16 protein-coding genes and 1 riboswitch are annotated in these 19017 nt (G+C 71.4%); of the genes, 14 read left to right on the top strand and 2 right to left on the bottom strand.

The genetic code is table 11. The annotated features are described in order from the left end of the window. The first annotated feature begins 77 nt into the window (after nt 1-77). The 8 genes from ASG74_RS15715 (at nt 78) to ASG74_RS15750 (ending at nt 9749) form a co-directional block, all read left to right on the top strand. A complete protein-coding gene (locus ASG74_RS15715) occupies nt 78-1094 on the top strand; it encodes a Bug family tripartite tricarboxylate transporter substrate binding protein (protein WP_056145810.1) in 1017 nt (338 codons plus the stop codon). Continuing rightward, complete coding sequence (locus tag ASG74_RS15720) at nt 1091-1618, top strand: tripartite tricarboxylate transporter TctB family protein (protein WP_056145816.1); 528 nt, start codon at nt 1091-1093, stop codon at nt 1616-1618. Before ASG74_RS15715 ends, ASG74_RS15720 begins: the two co-directional genes overlap by 4 nt. Further along, the gene (locus ASG74_RS15725) at nt 1618-3210 is read left to right on the top strand and encodes a tripartite tricarboxylate transporter permease (protein WP_056145819.1); all 1593 of its coding nucleotides are present in this window, start codon (nt 1618-1620) and stop codon (nt 3208-3210) included. The genes ASG74_RS15720 and ASG74_RS15725 overlap by 1 nt, the downstream gene beginning before the upstream one ends. Beyond that, nucleotides 3210-3608, top strand: a complete 399-nt coding sequence (locus ASG74_RS15730) for a universal stress protein (protein WP_056145821.1) — start codon at nt 3210-3212, stop codon at nt 3606-3608. The genes ASG74_RS15725 and ASG74_RS15730 overlap by 1 nt, the downstream gene beginning before the upstream one ends. After that, nucleotides 3605-4084 carry a ribonuclease E activity regulator RraA gene (gene rraA, locus ASG74_RS15735; RefSeq protein ID WP_056145824.1) on the top strand — a complete coding sequence of 160 codons (480 nt, stop codon included), beginning with the start codon at nt 3605-3607 and terminating at the stop codon, nt 4082-4084. Before ASG74_RS15730 ends, rraA begins: the two co-directional genes overlap by 4 nt. Before the next feature lie 88 nt (nt 4085-4172). Continuing rightward, nucleotides 4173-5738 carry a histidine ammonia-lyase gene (gene hutH / locus ASG74_RS15740; protein WP_056145828.1) on the top strand — a complete coding sequence of 522 codons (1566 nt, stop codon included), beginning with the start codon at nt 4173-4175 and terminating at the stop codon, nt 5736-5738. Nucleotides 5739-5861: 123 nt separating this feature from the next. Continuing rightward, nucleotides 5862-7520 (top strand): urocanate hydratase, encoded by a 1659-nt coding sequence (gene hutU / locus ASG74_RS15745; RefSeq protein WP_056145835.1) that lies wholly within the window; start codon nt 5862-5864, stop codon nt 7518-7520. A gap of 165 nt (nt 7521-7685) precedes the next feature. Then, nucleotides 7686-9749, top strand: coding sequence for an elongation factor G-like protein EF-G2 (locus ASG74_RS15750; RefSeq protein WP_056145837.1), 2064 nt, complete (start codon nt 7686-7688; stop codon nt 9747-9749). Here the strand turns inward: ASG74_RS15750 and ASG74_RS15755 are convergent. Further along, complete coding sequence (locus ASG74_RS15755; protein WP_056145839.1) at nt 9724-10248, bottom strand: aminoacyl-tRNA deacylase; 525 nt, start codon at nt 10246-10248, stop codon at nt 9724-9726. The genes ASG74_RS15750 and ASG74_RS15755 overlap by 26 nt on opposite strands. Nucleotides 10249-10352: 104 nt before the next feature. On the opposite strand from ASG74_RS15755, the gene ASG74_RS15760 reads away from it, so the two are divergent. From ASG74_RS15760 to hutI, 3 genes are read left to right on the top strand one after another with little or no spacing between them, the layout of a single operon-like run. Beyond that, the gene (locus tag ASG74_RS15760; RefSeq protein ID WP_268766039.1) at nt 10353-11603 is read left to right on the top strand and encodes an allantoate amidohydrolase; all 1251 of its coding nucleotides are present in this window, start codon (nt 10353-10355) and stop codon (nt 11601-11603) included. After that, the gene (locus ASG74_RS15765) at nt 11600-12922 is read left to right on the top strand and encodes a formimidoylglutamate deiminase (RefSeq protein ID WP_056145842.1); all 1323 of its coding nucleotides are present in this window, start codon (nt 11600-11602) and stop codon (nt 12920-12922) included. Before ASG74_RS15760 ends, ASG74_RS15765 begins: the two co-directional genes overlap by 4 nt. Then, nucleotides 12919-14157, top strand: coding sequence for an imidazolonepropionase (gene hutI, locus ASG74_RS15770; RefSeq protein WP_235499046.1), 1239 nt, complete (start codon nt 12919-12921; stop codon nt 14155-14157). Before ASG74_RS15765 ends, hutI begins: the two co-directional genes overlap by 4 nt. A 26-nt stretch (nt 14158-14183) precedes the next feature. Here hutI and ASG74_RS15775 read toward each other — a convergent pair whose 3' ends face one another. Beyond that, complete coding sequence (locus tag ASG74_RS15775) at nt 14184-14462, bottom strand: DUF4235 domain-containing protein (RefSeq protein ID WP_056145846.1); 279 nt, start codon at nt 14460-14462, stop codon at nt 14184-14186. Between the two features lie 84 nt (nt 14463-14546). Continuing rightward, nucleotides 14547-14649: riboswitch (TPP riboswitch) on the top strand. 85 nt (nt 14650-14734) lie between these two features. On the opposite strand from ASG74_RS15775, the gene ASG74_RS15780 reads away from it, so the two are divergent. The 3 genes from ASG74_RS15780 (at nt 14735) to ASG74_RS15790 (ending at nt 19009) form a co-directional block, all read left to right on the top strand. After that, nucleotides 14735-15406 carry an ECF transporter S component gene (locus tag ASG74_RS15780; RefSeq protein WP_056146024.1) on the top strand — a complete coding sequence of 224 codons (672 nt, stop codon included), beginning with the start codon at nt 14735-14737 and terminating at the stop codon, nt 15404-15406. A gap of 55 nt (nt 15407-15461) precedes the next feature. Next, nucleotides 15462-17645: an ATP-binding cassette domain-containing protein gene (locus ASG74_RS15785; RefSeq protein ID WP_056146028.1), complete on the top strand. Its 2184-nt coding sequence runs from the start codon at nt 15462-15464 to the stop codon at nt 17643-17645. Nucleotides 17646-17773: 128 nt separating this feature from the next. Continuing rightward, nucleotides 17774-19009: an MFS transporter gene (locus ASG74_RS15790; RefSeq protein ID WP_056145848.1), complete on the top strand. Its 1236-nt coding sequence runs from the start codon at nt 17774-17776 to the stop codon at nt 19007-19009. Nucleotides 19010-19017 lie beyond the last annotated feature (8 nt).

Here is a 19017-nt window from a genome sequence, read left to right on the forward strand (position 1 = left end):
GACCGGACAGCATCGTCGCGACCCCACCTGAGGGGACAGTGTCCCCCCTGATCCCCCTGACCCGAAAGGTCTCGACGATGAGATCACGTCCGACCGCTCTCCTCGGCGCAGCACTCGCTGCCGCCGCCCTGACCCTGAGCGCCTGTGGCGCCACCGCGGACAAGGGCACCGACGCCGGTGCCAGCGCCACCTCGGAGGCCAAGCCTGCCACCGGCCTGCAGATCATGGTCCCCAACGCCCCCGGTGGTGGCTATGACACCACTGCCCGCACCGCTGCCAAGGTGCTCGAGACCGAGAAGATCACCGGCTCCCTGCAGGTCTTCAACCTTCCCGGCGCGGGAGGCACCGTCGGCCTCCAGCGGGTCGTCAACGAGAAGGGCAACGGCAAGCTCGCGATGCAGATGGGCCTGGGCGTCGTCGGTGCGGCATACACCCAGAAGTCCAAGGCGACGCTCGCCGAGACGACCCCGATCGCCAAGCTGATCGAGGAGGCCGGCGCGATCGTCGTGCCCAAGGACTCGCCCTACAAGGACATCAACTCGCTCGTCGCCGCCTGGAAGGCCGACCCCAAGAAGTTCGCCGTCGGCGGTGGCTCCTCGCCGGGTGGCCCCGACCACCTGCTGCCCATGCAGCTGGCCAAGACCGTCGGCATCGCGCCCAAGGACGTCAACTACGTGACCTTCGACGGTGGTGGCGAGCTCCTCCCCGCCCTGCTCGGCAACAAGATCGCGTTCGGCGCCAGCGGCTTCGGTGAGTTCCTCGACCAGGTCAAGGCCGGGGCCGTGCGCGTCCTCGCCGTCACCAGTGCGGAGCCCGTCGAGGTGCTCAAGGACGTGCCCACCCTCAAGGGGTCCAACATCGACCTGGTCTTCACGAACTGGCGCGGCATCGTCGCCCCTCCCGGCATCTCCGAGGACGACAAGAAGGTCTGGGTCGACGCCCTGACCAAGATGCACGACACCCAGGCCTGGAAGGACGAGGAGGCCAAGCGCGGCTGGACCGACGCGTTCGAGACCGGTGACGAGTTCGGCACCTTCCTCAAGGAGCAGGACACCGCCGTCGCCGACATCCTCAAGCAGCTCGGGTTGGCATGACCCACCCCACCACTGCGGCCTCGGCCGAGGTGTCGGGTGGGGCCAAGGACCGCGCACAGTACGGACTGTGCGCGGCCCTTGGCCTGCTCGGGGCCTATGTCCTCTTCGACGCCAGCCGGATCGGCGCCGCCGCCTCGAGCAACGACCCCATCGGCCCCAAGGCCGTGCCGGTCCTGCTGGGCATCGCCCTCATCGTCCTCGCGGCCTTCTATGCCGTTGACGTCTTCCGCGGCGGCCAGGGAGAGGCAGAGGAGGGCGAGGACGTCGACCTCGGGACGAGTTCGGACTGGCGCACGATCGGCCTGCTGATCGTGGCCTTCGGCATCAACGCGGTCCTCATCGAGCCTCTCGGCTGGGTCATCAGCGGCGCCCTCCTCTTCTGGGGAGCGTCCTTCGCGCTCGGCAACCGGCACCACGTGCGCGGCCTGGCCATCGGCGTGACCCTCTCGCTCGTGACGTTCTATGCGTTCGCGGTCGGCCTCGGAGTCAACCTCCCGGCCGGCATCCTCCAAGGAATCCTCTGATGGACAACCTCAACAGCCTCATCGGCGGCTTCGGCGACATCCTGTCGCCCCTCAACCTGCTCTACGCCCTCATCGGGGTCACCGTCGGCACGGCCGTCGGTGTCCTGCCGGGCATCGGCCCGGCCATGACCGTGGCGCTGCTCCTGCCCATCACCTACGGCCTCGACCCCATCCAGGGCATGATCCTGTTCGCCGGCATCTTCTACGGCGGCATGTACGGCGGGTCGACCACCTCGATCCTGCTCAACACCCCGGGGGAGTCCTCGTCGGTGGTCACCGCCATCGAGGGCAACAAGATGGCCAAGGCCGGGCGAGCCGCGCAGGCGCTCGCGACCTCGGCCATCGGGTCCTTCATCGCCGGCACCATCGGCACCCTCGGCATCGTCTTCCTCATGCCCCAGGTCGTGAAATTCGCGATCAGCCTCGGCGCGCCCGAGTACTTCGCGATCATGCTGCTCACGTTCACCGGCGTCACGGCCGTGCTCGGTGCCTCACGCATCCGTGGGCTGGCGGCTCTCGCCCTCGGCCTCACCATCGGCGTCGTCGGCATCGACTCCGTCACGGGCCAGCAGCGCCTCACCGGTGGCATCCCGCAGCTCGCCGATGGCATCGACGTCGTCGTGGTCGCCGTCGGCATCTTCGCCGTCGGTGAGGGCCTCTGGGTCGCTGCCCACCTGCGTCGCAAGGCCGGTGAGGTCATCCCGGTCGGTCGCCCCTGGATGGGCAAGAGCGACTGGAAGCGCTCGTGGAAGCCCTGGCTTCGCGGAACCGCCCTGGGCTTCCCGTTCGGTGCCCTGCCCGCCGGTGGGGCGGAGATCCCGACCCTGCTCTCCTACACCGCGGAGAAGAAGCTCACCAAGCACCCCGAGGAGTTCGGTCGCGGCGCCATCGAGGGTGTCGCCGGTCCGGAGGCAGCCAACAACGCCTCCGCCGCTGGCACGCTCGTGCCCCTCCTCGCGCTCGGTCTCCCGACCAACGCGACCGCGGCGATCATGCTCGCGGCGCTGCAGGGTTGGGGCCTCGAGCCCGGGCCGCTGCTGCTCACCAAGGAGCCGGCACTCGTCTGGGGCCTCATCGCCAGCCTGTTCGTCGGCAACACGATGCTGCTCCTGCTCAACCTGCCGCTCGCTCCGGCCTGGGCGAAGCTGCTGCAGATCCCGCGTCCCTACCTGTATGCCGGCATCCTGTTCTTCGCGTCCATGGGCGCGTATGCCGTGAACTCGCAGCCGTTCGACCTGTGGCTCCTCCTGGCGCTGGGTCTGCTCGGCTTCGCGATGCGACGGTTCGGGCTCCCGGTCCTGCCACTCATCGTGGGTGTCATCCTCGGGCCCCTCGCCGAGCGCAAGGGGCGGCAGTCGCTCCAGCTCACCGGAGGCGACATCAACGGTCTCCTCGGTGGACCGGTGGCCTGGGTCTGCTACGCGCTCATCGTCATCGCCCTGGGGTGGCCGCTCGTGAGTGGCCTCCTCCGTCGCCGCAGGGGCGACAGCAACGGCGGCGGTGGCGACGATGGTGACGGTCCCGACGGGCACCTGATCGACCCCATGGCCCAGATGGGCCGTGGCGGAAACGCTCCCGGAGGAGGCTTCTGATGACAGTTCTGGTGGGTTATGTGCCCAACGGCCACGGCGAGGCCGCCCTCACGGCGGCCGTGGACGAGGCGAGGCGCCGGCATGAGTCGCTCCTCGTGGTGAACATGTCGCGCGACGACGTCCTGGCCGATGCCAGGCGGGCCGACGAGGAGCAGCTGGCCCGGCTCCGGCGCGACCTCGACGAGCTCGGCCTCGATGCCGAGGTTCGCCGGATCGAAGAGGGCAACGACCCTGCCGAGGCGATCCTCGGGCTGGCCGCGGAGGTGCAGGCGAGCGTCCTCGTCATCGGGCTGCGCCACCGCACGCCGGTCGGCAAGCTCATCATGGGGTCGGTCGCGCAGCGGATCCTGCTCGACTCCCGGTGCCCTGTGCTTGCCGTCAAGGGTGACGCGTCATGAGCGACCCGCGCGTCTCCACTGCCGACCTCTGGGACGAACGCGGTGACACCCTGCAGTCCTGTTCGGTGCAGCTGCGTCACTATGGCGGGCACACGGCATACGCCGGGGTGATCAGCACCGTGCGCTGCCACCGCGACAACGCCCTCGTGAAGGCTGCCCTGGCCGAGCCCGGCGACGGGCGGGTGCTCGTGGTCGACGGTGGCGGCTCGCTCGAGTCGGCGCTCATGGGCGACCTCATCGCGGGCTCCGCGGTGGCCCAGGGCTGGGCCGGTGTCGTCATCCACGGCGTGGTGCGCGATGTCGTGGCCCTGCGTGAGCTGCCATTGGGCGCTGTGGCGCTGGGCTCCAACCCGCGCAAGAGCGCCAAGGACGGGGTGGGCGAGCGCGACGTGCCGGTGTCGTTCGGTGGCGTCGAGTTCGTGCCGGGACAGCAGGTCTGGGTCGACGAGGACGGTGTGGTCGCCTCCCGCGCCTGACCTGCCTTCGAGGTCCATGTCTCGCATCCGAGACGGTATGCCGTCCGCGCACCTCACGCGGGCGGCATACCTGCGGTGTGCTTGACGCATGACGGACACGACGACGCAGCAACACCCGGTGAGCCTCGGCGGTGACCGCCTCAGCATTGACGACGTCGTGCAGGTGGCACGTCATGGCGCCCCGGTCGAGCTGAGCCCCACTGCCCTCGACGCCGTGCGCGCGACGCGCGGCACGATCGAGGGGCTTGCCAACGACACGGTGGCGCACTACGGCGTCTCGACAGGGTTCGGCGCGCTCGCGACCCGGCACATCCCCGTCGAGCTGCGCGCCCAGCTGCAGCGCTCGCTCGTGCGCTCGCACGCTGCCGGTGCCGGCCCCGAGGTCGAGCGCGAGGTGGTGCGCGCGCTCATGCTCCTGCGTATCGCGACGCTCTCGACCGGTCGCACGGGCATCCGCGCCGAGACGCTCGAGACCTACATCGCCATCCTCAACGCCGGCATCACGCCGGTCGTCCACGAGTTCGGTTCGCTCGGCTGTTCCGGCGACCTGGCGCCCCTCTCGCACTGCGCCCTGGCCCTCATGGGTGAGGGGCTGGTGCGCGACCTCGACGGTGAGGTGATGGAGGCCGGCGAAGCGTTGGCCGCGGCCGGCATCACGCCGGTGCAGCTCGCCGAGAAGGAGGGCCTGGCGCTCATCAACGGCACCGACGGCATGCTCGGGATGCTCTGCCTCGCGATCGCGGACCTGCGCCAGCTCGTGACCACTGCGGACATCTCTGCGGCCATGAGCGTCGAGGGCCTGCTCGGCACGGACGACGTCTTCGCCGCCGACCTGCACGCCCTGCGTCCCCAGCCCGGGCAGGCGCGCTCGGCCGAGAACATGCGCAAGGTGCTGTCCGACAGTCCGATTCGTGAGTCGCACCGCGACCCCGCGGCGTGCACGCGCGTCCAGGACGCCTACTCGCTGCGCTGCGCACCGCAGGTCGCCGGGGGAGTGCGGGACACGATCGACCACGCCGCCCGCGTCGCCGAGTGGGAGCTCGCGTCGGCCATCGACAACCCCGTCGTGACCCTGGACGGGCGGGTCGAGTCCAACGGCAACTTCCACGGCGCTCCCGTCGCCTACGTCCTGGACTTCCTCTCGATCGTCGCGGCCGACCTCGCCTCGATCTCCGAGCGTCGCACCGACCGCTTCCTCGACAAGGCGCGCAACAACGGGCTGCCGCCGTTCCTCGCCGACGACCCCGGCGTCGACTCCGGACTGATGATCGCGCAGTACACCCAGGCCGCGATGGTCTCGGAGATGAAGCGGCTCGCCGTGCCCGCGTCCGTCGACTCCATCCCGAGCAGCGCGATGCAGGAGGACCATGTCTCGATGGGCTGGTCGGGGGCGCGCAAGCTGCGCCGCTCGGTCGACGCCCTGACTCGGGTCCTCGCCATCGAGCTCGTCGCTGCGGCGCGCGGCATCCAGCTGCGGGCGCCCCTCGAGCCGGCCCCGGCCACGGCCGCCGTCATCGCTGCGCTGGGTGAGGGCGGCAACGTGGTTCCCGGCCCGGACCGGTTCCTCGCCCCGGACCTCGAAGCGGCCTATGAGGCAGTCCTCGACGGCACCGTCGTGAGGGCCGCCGAAACGGTGACCGGCCGACTCAACTGAACCGAACGAATCCCCCCCGTGCGTTTCTCACCCAATTCCCCCGAAATGCACGGACACGCCGTGTGCATATCGGGGGAATTGGGTGAGAAACGCACCACGAGCTGAACGAGATTGGAGAACGTCATGGAAGGTGCTCGTCCTGTCCGCGCCCCGCGCGGCACGTCCCTGACGCACGCGACCCACTGGGGCGCCGAGGCGCCGCTGCGGATGCTCATGAACAACCTGGACCCCGAGGTGGCAGAGCGTCCCGACGACCTCGTCGTCTATGGCGGAACCGGCCGCGCGGCTCGCGACTGGAAGTCCTTCGACGCCATGGTCCGCACGCTGAGCACGCTCAAGCAGGACGAGACCATGCTCGTGCAGTCGGGCAGGCCCGTCGGCGTCATGCAGACGCACGAGTGGGCGCCGCGTGTGCTCATCGCGAACTCCAACCTCGTCGGCGACTGGGCGACCTGGTCCGAGTTCCGCCGGCTCGAGCACCTCGGCCTGACGATGTACGGCCAGATGACCGCCGGGTCGTGGATCTACATCGGGACCCAGGGCATCGTCCAGGGGACCTACGAGACGTTCGGGGCGATTGCCGAGAAGCGTTTCGGGGGAACGCTGGCCGGCACCCTGACCCTCACCGGCGGCTGTGGCGGCATGGGGGGCGCACAGCCGCTCGCGGTCACCATGAACGAGGGCGCCTGCCTCATCGTCGACGTCGACGAGGCGCGCCTGCGCCGCCGCGTGGAGCACCGCTACCTCGACGAGGTCGCCGAGAACCTGGACCAGGCCGTCGAGAAGGCCCTCAAGGCCAAGGACGAGATGCGCGGCTGGTCCGTCGGTGTCGTCGGCAACGCGTCTTCGGTCTTTCCCGAGCTGCTGCGCCGGGGCGTGCCGATCGACATCGTCACCGACCAGACGTCGGCGCACGACCCGTTGTCCTACCTGCCCGAGGGCATCGGCCTCGAGGAGTGGCACGAGTACGCCGACAAGAAGCCCGAGGAGTTCACCGACCGCGCGCGCGCCTCGATGGCCAAGCAGGTCCAGGCCATGGTCGAGTTCCAGGACGCCGGTGCGGAGGTCTTCGACTACGGCAACTCCATCCGTGACGAGGCCCGTCAGGGCGGTTACGACCGGGCGTTCGAGTTCCCCGGCTTCGTCCCGGCCTACATCCGGCCGCTGTTCTGCGAGGGCAAGGGCCCGTTCCGCTGGGCGGCGCTGTCCGGCGACCCCAAGGACATCGCCGCCACCGACCGCGCGGTGCTCGACCTCTTCCCCGACAACGAGCGTCTCCACACGTGGATCAAGGGCGCCCAGGAGCGCATCGCGTTCCAGGGCCTGCCCGCTCGCATCTGCTGGCTCGGTCAGGGCGAGCGCGACAAGGCCGGGCTCGCGTTCAACGAGCTCGTGCGCACCGGTGAGGTCACCGCGCCACTGGTCATCGGCCGCGACCACCTCGACACCGGGTCCGTCGCTTCTCCGTACCGCGAGACCGAGTCGATGGCCGACGGTTCCGACGCGATCGCCGACTGGCCACTGCTCAATGCCCTGGTCAACACGTCGTCGGGCGCCTCATGGGTGTCGATCCACCACGGTGGCGGCGTCGGAATGGGTCGCTCGCTGCATGCTGGGCAGGTGTCACTCGCCGACGGCACACCCTTGGCTGCCGAGAAGCTCGCCCGGGTCCTGACGAACGACCCGGCCATGGGCGTCATCCGCCATGTCGACGCGGGCTACGACATCGCCGACCGGACCGCTGCAGAGCAGGGCATCCGCATCCCGATGCGCGAGGGCTGACCCCGCCCAGCCTTCCTCGCCTGGGGGACAGCCTTGCCGCTTTGGCCCCCCACCGGCGACCCTGTCCCGCAGCCGGATCGGGTCCCGTCGACAGCACGAGGGAAGCGGACGGCATACGGACCTTGGGCCTTGTGTCGTGAAGGCAACCGGGAGCAAGGTGTGGTCATGAACCGCTCGTCAGGTGGCGAGGAGGCCCCTGCTCCCCGCAGCCCCCAGCAGATCCGCAACGTCGTGCTCGTCGGCCCACCTGGCGCCGGCAAGAGCACCCTCTTCGAGCACCTCGTGGCAGCCCGGGTCGAGGGCCGGCGTCCGAGCACCGACGGTGGGTCGTCCACCGGGCTCGACGTGGCGAGCTTCGCCAGCGGTGAGGTGGTGGTCAACCTCGTCGACACCCCGGGCAACCCCGACTTCGTCGGCGAGGTGCGGGCAGGACTGAGGGCGGCGGATGCCGCCCTCTTCGTCGTCTCGGGCGCGGACGGAGTCGACGAGCCGACGAGGATGCTGTGGCGCGAGTGCGCAACGCTCGGTGTGCCGCGTGCCATCGTCGTCACCCGCCTCGAGCAGGCGCGTGCGGACTTCGGCGAGACGGTCGCGACCTGCAGGCGCGTCTTCGGGGACGCCCAGCCGCTGGCCCTGCCCGTCCAACCCGACGGGCCGGGGACGACGATGACCGGGCTGCTCGACCTCCTGTCCGCGAATGCGAGCATGCCCGAGGAGGTGCTGCAGCGTCGCAGCGAGGTCGTCGAGGCGATCATCGAGGAGTCGGAGGACGACACGCTGCTCGAGCGCTACCTCGACGGCGCGCAGGTCGACTCCACGACCCTGCGCGAGGACCTCCACGCGGCCGTGGCCACGGCCCGGTTCTTCCCCGTGCTGCCGACGCACGCGACGAGCGGCATCGGTATCGAGGAGGTGCTCGACCTCGTCGAGCACGGTTTTCCCTCGCCCGGCGACGTGGCGCTGCCGACGGTCTGGAGGACCAACGGTGGGGACTTCGGCGCCGTCACCTGCGACCCGGACGGGCCGCTCGTCGCCGAGGTGGTGCGGACGAGGACCGACCCCTTCGTCGGAAGGCAGTCTCTCGTGCGGATCTTCTCGGGGACGCTGCGTCCGGACGACCCCGTGCACGTCTCGGGCCATCTGCAGCAGTTCGCGGGCGAGCGGGCCGGCGGCCATCGCGAGCACGACGACGATCTCGACCGGGTGGGTGCGCTCGCGTCCGCGCTTGGGGAGGAGGTGCGGCCCAAGGCCGCGGCCATCGCCGGGGACCTCGTCGTCGTCGCACGGCTCGCCGTCGCCGAGACCACCGACACCCTCTCGAGCCCGAACCGGCCGGCCCTCGTCGAACCGTGGGTGCTGCCGGAGCCGCTCCTCCCCGTGGCCATCCATGCCAGGAGCAAGGGCGACGAGGACAAGCTCGCCACGGTTCTCCAGTCGCTCGTCAGCGAAGACGTGACGATGCGCCTCGACCTCAACTCCGAGACGCACCAGGTGGTGATCTGGGCGATGGGCCCGGACCACGTCGCACTGCTCACGCAGTCCCTCGAGGACCGGCACCACATCGCCGTCGAGGCGGAGCCGTTGCGGACCGCCCTGCGCGAGACGTTCGTGCAGGCGTGCGACGCGCAGGGTCGGCAGGTCAAGCAGTCCGGTGGCCACGGCCAGTACGCCGTCTGCACCCTCAGGGTGGAGCCGCTTCCACGGGGGTCGGGCATCGAGTTCGTCGACAAGGTCGTCGGCGGGGCGGTCCCGCGCCAGTTCGTCGCGTCCGTCGAGAAGGGCGCCCGGGCCCAGCTCGAGAAGGGGGTGCTCGCGGGGTATCCGGCGGTGGACGTCCGGGTCACCCTCCTCGACGGGAAGGCGCACGCGGTCGACTCGTCCGACATGGCGTTCCAGATGGCCGCGGGCCTCGCGCTGCGCCAGGCCGCCAACGAGTCGACCGTTGCCATGCTCGAGCCGATCGACGCGGTCGACATCGACGTCGCCGACCCGTCAGTGGGGTCCGTCCTTGCCGACCTGCGGGGTCGCCGAGGCCAGGTCCACGGGACCGAGCCGTCGCAGCACGACGGGCGGACGGTCATCCATGCCGAGGTGCCCGCGCTCGAGCTGTCGCGCTACCCGGTCGACCTGCGGTCGGTGTCGCACGGCACGGGGACCTTCACGCGACGGTTCGCGCGCTACGACTACCTGCCGCCCCAGCTCGTCAAGGACGTCGTGGCGGCGCGCTAGCCCCGGGCTGGGCCGGGTCGGTGACGTCGACGACCTCTGCGTCGAGCACGCGCACCAGGTCGTCTGCCTCCAGGGTCACCGACGTGCCGTGCGCGCCCGCCCCCAAGGAGATCGTGCGCCCCGCCGCCGTCGAGTCGAGGACCACCGGCCACGCCGTCGTCGAACCGAAGGGGGTGATCGTCCCGCGCTCGTAGCCCGTGGCCTCGCGTGCCTTCTCGGCCGGTGGCATCGAGAGGCGGTTGACGCCGAGGTGGGTGCGCAGCTTGGGCCAGGAGATCTCGCGGTCGCCGGGCACGAGCACGAACACGTAGTCGCCCGACCCCCGCCGCACGACCAACGACTTGACGATGTCGCGGGGCTCGATCCCACGCTGCGCGGCCGCCTCCGCCAGCGACGACGCGCGCTCGGTCGAGACGAGGATCCGGTGGTCGATCCCGCTGTCCTCGAGCGCCTCCCGGGCCCGTCGCGCACCATCGGTCTCTGGCGTCTGCTCACTCATGGCACGACTCTAGGGCCGCCCGTCGCGCACCTCCGTCTGGAATATCGGACAGGTATGCCGTGTGGTCCCGGCCCCGAAGCGCCTGCGGGGTGTGGAATGGGCCCGTGACCTCCAACGACGCGACCACGGCCGGTGCTGAGGCGACCTTTGCGGGCATGTGGCGAGACCTCGCCCCGGTCGGTCGCGACGGTCGCAGCGGCGGCTACCAGCGGTTCGCCTGGACCCGCGAGGACCATACCCTTCGTGAGTGGTTCGCCAGCGAGGCCGAGCGGCGTGGACTCGACCTGACGGTCGACCGCGTGGGCAACCAGTGGGCGTGGTGGGGCGACCCCGACGCCGCCCTGGCCGCCGGCCGGCCGGGCATCGCCACGGGATCGCACCTCGACTCGGTCCCCGACGGTGGAGCGTTCGACGGGCCCCTGGGTGTGGTGTCGGCCTTCGCCTCCGTGGACGCCCTGCGCGAACGTGGCTTCGAACCCGACCGGCCGATCGCCGTCGTGAACTTCGTCGACGAGGAGGGTGCCCGCTTCGGGGTCGCCTGCGCCGGCTCACGCGTCCTCACCGGCGCGATGACCGCGGACCGGGCGCGCTCGCTCACCGACGCCGACGGTGTCTCGATGGCCGAGGCACTGCGTGCGGCCGGCCGCGACCCGGAGGAGCTCGGCCCCGACGCGGACAACGTCCGGCGGGTCGGCACCTTCGTGGAGCTCCACGTGGAGCAGGGCCGCCACCTGTCGCTGCCGGAGGTCGACCAGCCGGTCGCTGTCGGCAGCGACATCTGGCCGCACGGACGGTGGCGCCTCCACACCCTGGGCGAGGCCAACCACGCGGGGACCACGCGTCTGGCCGACCGCGACGACGCCATGCTGGGCTTCGCGGCCGCCGTCATCGCTGCTCGTCGGGCGGCCGAGTCCCACGGCTGCGTCGCCACGATCGGCAAGGTCGTCGTCACGCCCGGCGGGGTCAACGCCATCGCCAGCGAGGTCACCGGCTGGCTCGACGCGCGGGGGAGTGACGAGTCCGCGGTCCGCCGGGTCGTCGCCGACGTGACCGAGGTGGTCGAGGAGTTCGGCGGCCTCGTCGTCGAGGACTCCTGGACGGGCACGACACCCTTCGACCCGGGACTGGCGCGGCGGATCGCGACGCGACTGGGCGGCATACCGGTTCTGGGGACCGGCGCGGGACACGACGCCGGCATCCTCGCCAACGCGGGCGTACCGACCGCGATGCTCTTCGTCCGCAACCCGACGGGCATCTCCCACTCACCGGAGGAGTTCGCGACCTCCGAGGACTGCCTCGCCGGTGTCGCGGCGCTGACGACCGTCCTTCTCGACCTCGCAGGGGGAGCATCGTGACGACCTACTGGTGCGAGCACGCCCAGCTGCCCGACAAGGTGCACCGAGGTGTGCGGCTCACCGTCGACTCCGGGCGCATCAGCGAGATCGCCACCGACACGAAGCCGGGCGACTCCGACATCCGGCTGCACGGCGTCGTCCTGCCGGGCCTGGCCAACGCCCACAGCCACGCCTTCCACCGCATGCTGCGAGGCCGCACCCACGGCGACGGCGGCAACTTCTGGACGTGGCGCAAACAGATGTATGCCGTCACCGAGCGTCTCGACCCCGACACCTATTTCGCCCTCGCGAGAGCCGTTTTCGCCGAGATGGTGGTCTCGGGCTACACGGTGGTCGGGGAGTTCCACTACCTGCACCACCGCCCGGGTGGGCGGCCCTACGACGACCCCAACGCCATGGGGGAAGCCCTCATCGCAGCCGCAGAGGAGGCGGGGATCCGGCTCACGCTCCTCGACGCCTGCTACCTCTCGGGTGGGCTGGACTCCTCGGGCCACCTCCCCCTCGATGAGGTGCAGGTGCGCTTCTCCGACGGGTCGGTGCAGGCCTGGGCAGAGCGCGTGGCTGCACTGCGCGACAGCGAGCTGGTGCGCATCGGAGCAGCCGCGCACTCGGTCCGCGCCCTCACCGGCGACCAGCTGACGGAGTTCGCCGAGGTGGTTGGCGACCGCCCCGTCCACGCCCACGTGAGCGAGCAGATGGGCGAGAACCTCGCGACCCAGCTCGTCTATGGCGCGAGCCCGGTCGAGCACCTCGCCGACACCGGCCTGCTGGGCGAGGGCTTCACCGCTGTCCACGCCACCCACCTGTCCGAGGTCGACCTCGACCTCATGGGCCACTCGGGTGCGGACGCCTGCTTCTGCCCGACGACCGAGCGCGACCTCGCCGACGGGATCGGCCCGGCCTGCGAGCTCGCCGAGCGTGGGGTGCCGATCAGCCTCGGGTCCGACCAGCACGCCGTCATCGACCCGTTCGAGGAGATCCGCGGCATCGAGATGCACGAACGGCTCAAGAGCCATGAGCGTGGTCGCTTCGGCGTCGCGCAGCTGCTCGAGATGGGGACCTCGGCGGGCTACCGCAGCCTGGGCTGGGACGGTGGCCGCATCGCCGTCGGCGCCCTCGCCGACCTCGTCGCCGTCCGCCTCGACAGCCGGCGCACCGGTGGCGTCGCGCCGTCCCAGATCATCTTCGGTGCGACCGGAGCCGACGTCAGCGACGTCGTCGTCGGCGGACGCCACGTGGTCTCGGCGGGCCGGCATGCGATCGGCCCCATCGACGACCTCGTGACGGAGGCCATCGTCGCCGTGCGGAGCGCTCCATGAGCGACGATGACGCGTCTGGCGCCCCCCGCCCCTCGGCAACGTGTGCGGAAGCGGCTGCTGGAGCAACCACCTCCGCAGACGCCACGGTGTTCACCGGCATCGGGGAGCTCGTCACCTGTGACGGCACCGGCGACGCCGGCCTGGGTGTGCGCCGCGACGCCGCGGTCGTCGTCGACAAGGGGCGCGTCGCGTGGATCGGCGACTCGGCAGCCGCCCCGGAGGCCGACCGCGGCGTCGACCTCGAGGGCCGCGCCGTCCTCCCCGGCTTCGTCGACAGCCACAGCCACCTCGTCTTCGACGGGGACCGCTCCGCGGAGTTCGCCGCCCGGATGACGGGGGAGCGCTACGACGGAGGAGGTATCGGCGTGTCGGTCGCTGCCACCCGGGCCGCCTCCGACGTGCGGCTGCGCGAGCTCGTCGGGGCACGCGTCGCCGAGATGCGGGCCCAGGGCACCACCACCGTCGAGATCAAGAGCGGCTACGGTCTCACCGTCGAGGACGAGGCGCGCGCCCTGCGTCTGGCGAGTGAGTTCACCACGGAGACGACGTTCCTCGGTGCGCACGTGGTGCCACCGGAAGCGCGCGGTGAGCGGGCGGCATACCTCGAGCTCGTCCTCGGGCCCATGCTGCAGGCCTGTGCGCCCCATGCGAAGTGGGCCGACGTCTTCTGCGAGCCGAACTCGCCTCACGCCTTCACTGAAGACGAGTCCCGGGCGGTGCTCCTGGCCGCCCGCGAGGCTGGGCTGGGCCTGCGCGTCCACGGCAACCAGCTCGGTCACGGGCCAGGGGCGCAGCTGGCGGTGGAGCTCGGTGCCGCGAGCGTCGACCACTGCACCTTCCTCTCCGCAGCCGACGTCGACGCCCTCGTCGCAGCCGCGGACACGACGGTGGCGACCCTGCTGCCGGGAGTCGAGTTCTCCACGCGCTCGCCCTACCCGGACGCGAGGGGCCTGCTCGACGCCGGGGTGTCCCTGGCGCTCGCGACCGACTGCAACCCGGGCACGTGCTACTCGAGCTCGATGCCGTTCGTCATCGCCCTCGCCGTGCGCGAGATGGGGATGACGCCCGGTGAGGCGGTGTGGGCAGCGACGGCCGGGTCGGCCAAGGCCCTGCGACGCACCGACGTCGGCCGGATCGCCGTCGGTGGGCCAGCCGACCTGGCCGTGCTCGACGCACCGAGCCACCTGCACCTCGCCTACCGGGCCGGTGTCCCGATCGCCCGCGCCCTGACCTGAGGTCCTCGGCGCAGCAGGCGAACGCGTCACATGTCGCGGTCGAGGATCTCCTTGGGCTTGTGACCCGCGGACTTCGCATAGAACTGGGCGGCCTTGCGGGTCGTCAGCGTGCGGGCGACGCCGGCGGCGAGACCCGTGAGGGCGGCATACGCGAGCGCCGTGACGAACGGCGAGTCCGGGTCCTTGGGGTCGAACTTGGCGTCCTGCCCCGCCTTCTGCCAGATCTGGTCGGCCACCTTGGTCGCGGCGATGCCCGCGACGATCGCCGAGCCGGTCCCGAGGATCTTCCACACCATGCTGCCCATGGTCACTCCTTCAACGTCGTCGGCGCCCGCACACGCAGGCCCTCTCCTTCTCCACCCTGCCACACAGGGAGTAGGGTGACGAGCGTCAAACGACAGGGGAGCGCACCAGCGCTGAGAGTGCGGGAAACCGCTGACCCTCACACCTGATCCGGTTCGCACCGGCGTAGGGAGTCGAGTCTCAGGTGAACCCACGGCCTGCACCGCGTAGGCCGTCGGGCCACCTCCCCGAGGTATCCAACGGCCCTGTGCCGGAGACCACGGGAGAAGAGTTCATGGACACACACACCACGGAGCCGGCCACCGACGCCGGCACCTCGGGCGGCTTCCCGCGCGCCCGGAGCATCCTCGCGACCCGCCCCCTCACGGGGTGGCGGACCGTCGACATCCTCACGATCACCTTCCTCGGCGCGGCCCTCGGCGTCGCGTTCTGGGGCTGGGGCGTGTTCTACAACGGTCCCCTGAGCGCGCTCACCTTCGGGTTCGCCCCGCTGGGTGGCCTCTTCGTCGGACCCTGGTTCCTTGCGGGGGTCGTCGGCGGCCTCGTCGTGCGTCGCCCGGGCGCTGCCCTGTTCTGCGAGGTCGTCGCCGCGCTCGTCTCGATGGTCCCGGGCACGGAGTGGGGCGCCACGACCCTCGTCTCCGGCATCGTCCAGGGGCTCGGCACCGAGATCGCGTTCGCGCTCCTGGGCTACCGCGCGTTCGGCATCGCTGCGGCCGTGCTCGCCGGCGCGCTCGCCGGGCCGTTCGAGGCGGTCTACGAGTCGTTCACCTGGTTCCCGGACTGGTCCTTCGCGTGGAAGCTCGCCTACGCCGGAATCCTCGCCCTCTCGGGCGCGGTCGTCGCCGGTGCGGGTGGGTGGCTGCTCATCCGGGCCCTGGCTGCGGCAGGTGCCCTCAACGCGTTTCCGCCCGGCCAGGAGCATCGGGAGACGCGCGCTGTCTGAGCAGGCGGTGAGCCCTGCCACGCCGGCCACGGGTGGCCACGTCACGCTCGACGGCGTGACATGGCGCCCCTACGGCCGGCGCGAACCCGTCCTGCGCGACATCTCGCTGTCCCTCGCGCCCGGCGAGCGGGTGCTCCTCGCCGGTCCGAGCGGGTCGGGCAAGTCGACCCTGCTGCGCGCCATCGCCGGGCTGCTCGAGACCGCCGACGCCGGCGAGCTGACGGGTTCGGTCCTCATTGACGGGCACGCACCGGGTGCGCGCGCCGGCGAGGTCGGGCTCGTCCTGCAGGAGCCGGGTGCCGGGGTGGTCGCCTCCTCGATCGGCCGAGACGTCGCGTTCGGTCTCGAGAACGTCGGTATGCCGCGTGCGGACATGCCGGCCGTCGTCCGTTCCGCAGTGGGCGCGGTGGGACTGCCCCTGCCCCTCGACACCCCCACCGGTGCGCTGTCCGGAGGTGAGACGCAGCGGCTGGCACTTGCGGGCGCCTTGGCGCTGGCCCCCACTGTCCTGCTGCTCGACGAGCCCACCGCCATGCTCGACCCCGGCCACGCCGCCCAGGTGAGGACGAGCGTGGGACGCGCGCTCGCGGCATACCCGATCACGACCGTCGTCGTCGAGCACGTCCTCGGACCATGGGTCGACCTCGTCGACCGCCTGCTCGTCCTCGACGCGCAGGGCGCACTCGTCGCCGACGGACCGGTGCGCGACGTGCTGGCTGGCGAGCGGGAGCGGCTGCTCGACATGGGCATCTGGGTCCCGGACGCGCCGCCGCCCACCCCACTCGTGTCCGGAGCCCTGTCGGCTGCCCCGGCATCCGCGCGAGGGCAGGAGGTCACAGCGACGCCGCTCACGATCGAGCGCACCGTTCGTCTCCTCGACGGCTCGACCCGCACCTCCACCGCTGCTCGTCTCGAGGCCGAGCTCGCGCCCGCGCCGGGCACGGCCACCGCGCTCGTGGGGCCGAGCGGCTCGGGCAAGTCGACGGTCCTGCTCGCATTCGCCGGGGCGCTTGCACCGTCGGACGGTGCGGTCACCGCCGGCGACGAGCCGGTCTCCGAGCTGTCGACGCACGCGCTCGCCGGTCGACTCGGCTGGGTGCCGCAGTGGTCGAGCTCCACGATTCTCGGACGCACCGTCCTCGACGAGGTCCTGGTCACGAGCCGGGCGCTGGGGGAGGAGACCCCCGAGCGAGTCGTCGAGGCGCACGCCCTGCTCAGCAGCCTCGGACTGGGTCACCTCGAGACCGCCGACCCACGCGAGCTCTCCGGCGGCGAGCAGCGGCGCCTCGCCATCGCCTCCGCGATCCTGCACCAGCCGCCCTTGCTCCTCGCCGACGAGCCCACGGTCGGCCAGGACCGGCACACCTGGGCCGCGGTCGTCGGGCTGCTCGACTCCTATCGACGCGCCGGGGGTGCCGTGCTCGTCTCGACCCACGATGCGGCAGTGGTCGAACGCTCCGACGGAGTGGTCGAGCTGACCCCGCCGCCGAAGGAACCGCCGCCTCCCCAGCCGCGCCGCGTCCTCGCCGCCCACGCCGGACCCTTGGCGCTGCTGGTGTCGGCGATCGTCGCCATCCCGGCCGGAATCCTCCCGGGCCACTGGCACACCTCGCTCGTCGTCCTTGCCGTCCAGGTGGCCTTGGCCTGCCTGGCCCTGTCGGCTCCCGGGGTGGGAGCTCGGCCCAGTGGCCGGCTGCGGCGCGTGGTCCTCCGACTGGTGCCCGGACTGCTCGGTGGGCTCTCGGTCGGCTGGTCGACCTGGCTGCTCGGTGGGCACGACACGGCGACCGCCGTCACGGCGGGCCTGCGCGTGGTCATCATCGTCCTGCCGTCGGCCGTGCTGCTTCCCCTGGTCGACCCGGACCGGCTCGGTGACCATCTCGCCCAACGCCTGCGTATGCCGGCCCGCCCGGTCGTGGCCCTCGCCGCCGCGCTGCAGCGGGTCCACACCCTCGGTGCGGTCTGGTCGGAGATCTCACTGGCCCGGCGTGTGCGTGGTCTCGGCACGGACGCGCGGCGGCCGGTGGCTCTGGTGCGCGACCTCGCGACGGCCACCTTCGGGCTGCTCGTGCGGACCCTGCGCATGGCGGCCGACCTCGCCGTGGCGATGGATGCGCGCGGCTTCGCGTCGGCGTCGAGGCGCACGTGGTTCGCTCCCGCACCATGGCGCCCGGCCGACACGCTCGTCGTCGTGGCATCGCTCATCCCCATCGCGGCAGCCCTCCTCCTCACCCCCTGACCCGTACGCATCTCACCCAATTCCCCCGATATGCACGCCCCGTCGGCGTGTCCGTGCTTTTGGGGGGAATTGGGTGAGAAATGCACGCGGGGGGAATGCCCCGGATGCGCGGCATACTTGTCCCTGCCATGACCACCCCCATCTCCGCGCCGGTCGCGCGTATCCGCATCCCGCGCGAGATCTGGGTCCTCGTCGCCGCAGCCTTCGTCATCGCGCTCGGCTTCGGGCTCATCTCACCGGTCCTGCCGCAGTTCGCCCAGAGCTTCGGGGTCGGTGCCACGGCCAGCGCCATCGTCGTCAGCGTCTTCGCGTTCTTCCGCCTGGTCTTCGCGCCGGCCGGTGGTGCGCTCATCGTGAGGCTCGGCGAGCGGCCCATCTATCTCACGGGGCTGCTCATCGTGGCTGCGTCGACGGCGGCGACGGCCTTCGCCCAGAGCTACTGGCAGCTCGTCGTCTTCCGCGGCCTCGGCGGCATCGGCTCGGTGATGTTCACCGTGTCCGCCACTGCGCTCATGGTGCGACTCGCGCCCCCGTCGATCCGCGGACGGGTGTCGTCGGCCTACGGCTCGGCCTTCCTCATCGGCGGCATCGGCGGACCCGCCGTGGGTGGCGCTCTCGGTGGGCTCGGCCTGCGCGTGCCCTTCCTGGCGTATGCCGGTGCGCTCGTCCTCGCGGCGGCACTGGTCGCCATCTTCATCAACGGACACTCGCTGCGGCCCCCGCCCGACGCTCCGGTGCTGCCCATGATGAGCGCGCGAGAAGGCCTGCGCGACAGCGCCTATCGAGCTGGACTCGTGTCGGGCTTTGCCAACGGGTGGGCGAACTTCGGGGTGCGCAACGCCATCATCCCGCTCTTCGTCGCGGCCAACATCGGCAAGGAGCCGTGGCTCGCGGGAGCCGTCCTCGCGATCTATGCCGCCGGCAACGCGGTCGGCATGAACGTCGCCGGGCGGCTCAGTGACACCGTCGGACGCCGCCCCTTCATCATCGGTGGACTCGTCGTCGCTGGAGTCGCCACGATCGCGACCGGGCTGGCGACGACCTTCCCCATCCTCGTGGTGTTCTCAATCATTGCCGGCCTCGGCTCCGGAGCGCTGAACCCCTCCCAGCAGGCCGCCATCGCCGACGTCATCGGGCGCGAGCGCAACGGTGGACCGGCGCTCGCGGCGTTCCAGATGTCGGCCGACGCGGGTGCCATCATCGGACCCGTCCTGGCGGGCGCTCTCGTGGACTCCGGCAGCTTCGCGCTCGCGTTCGGGGTCACCGGGGTGCTCAGCCTGGTCGCGGCCGTCCCGTGGACCCGGGCGCGCGAGACGCTCCCGCGCGAAGCCGTCGAGGCCTCGGCTCCCTCGATGCGCCGCTGAGCGCTCGA

This window comes from Knoellia sp. Soil729 (assembly GCF_001427985.1).
Classification (GTDB): domain Bacteria; phylum Actinomycetota; class Actinomycetes; order Actinomycetales; family Dermatophilaceae; genus Knoellia.

Excerpts from the sequence above, each read along its gene's own strand:
- ASG74_RS15715 (WP_056145810.1), top strand. The coding sequence starts at position 78 with ATGAGATCACGTCCGACCGCTCTCCTCGGCGCAGCACTCGCTGCCGCC.
- ASG74_RS15725 (WP_056145819.1), top strand. The coding sequence starts at position 1,618 with ATGGACAACCTCAACAGCCTCATCGGCGGCTTCGGCGACATCCTGTCG.
- hutU (WP_056145835.1), top strand. The coding sequence starts at position 5,862 with ATGGAAGGTGCTCGTCCTGTCCGCGCCCCGCGCGGCACGTCCCTGACG.
- ASG74_RS15780 (WP_056146024.1), top strand. The coding sequence starts at position 14,735 with ATGGACACACACACCACGGAGCCGGCCACCGACGCCGGCACCTCGGGC.
- ASG74_RS15755 (WP_056145839.1), bottom strand. The coding sequence starts at position 10,248 with ATGAGTGAGCAGACGCCAGAGACCGATGGTGCGCGACGGGCCCGGGAG.
- hutI (WP_235499046.1), top strand. The coding sequence starts at position 12,919 with ATGAGCGACGATGACGCGTCTGGCGCCCCCCGCCCCTCGGCAACGTGT.
- ASG74_RS15730 (WP_056145821.1), top strand. The coding sequence starts at position 3,210 with ATGACAGTTCTGGTGGGTTATGTGCCCAACGGCCACGGCGAGGCCGCC.
- ASG74_RS15750 (WP_056145837.1), top strand. The coding sequence starts at position 7,686 with ATGAACCGCTCGTCAGGTGGCGAGGAGGCCCCTGCTCCCCGCAGCCCC.
- rraA (WP_056145824.1), top strand. The coding sequence starts at position 3,605 with ATGAGCGACCCGCGCGTCTCCACTGCCGACCTCTGGGACGAACGCGGT.
- ASG74_RS15775 (WP_056145846.1), bottom strand. The coding sequence starts at position 14,462 with ATGGGCAGCATGGTGTGGAAGATCCTCGGGACCGGCTCGGCGATCGTC.
- ASG74_RS15790 (WP_056145848.1), top strand. The coding sequence starts at position 17,774 with ATGACCACCCCCATCTCCGCGCCGGTCGCGCGTATCCGCATCCCGCGC.
- hutH (WP_056145828.1), top strand. The coding sequence starts at position 4,173 with ATGACGGACACGACGACGCAGCAACACCCGGTGAGCCTCGGCGGTGAC.
- ASG74_RS15720 (WP_056145816.1), top strand. The coding sequence starts at position 1,091 with ATGACCCACCCCACCACTGCGGCCTCGGCCGAGGTGTCGGGTGGGGCC.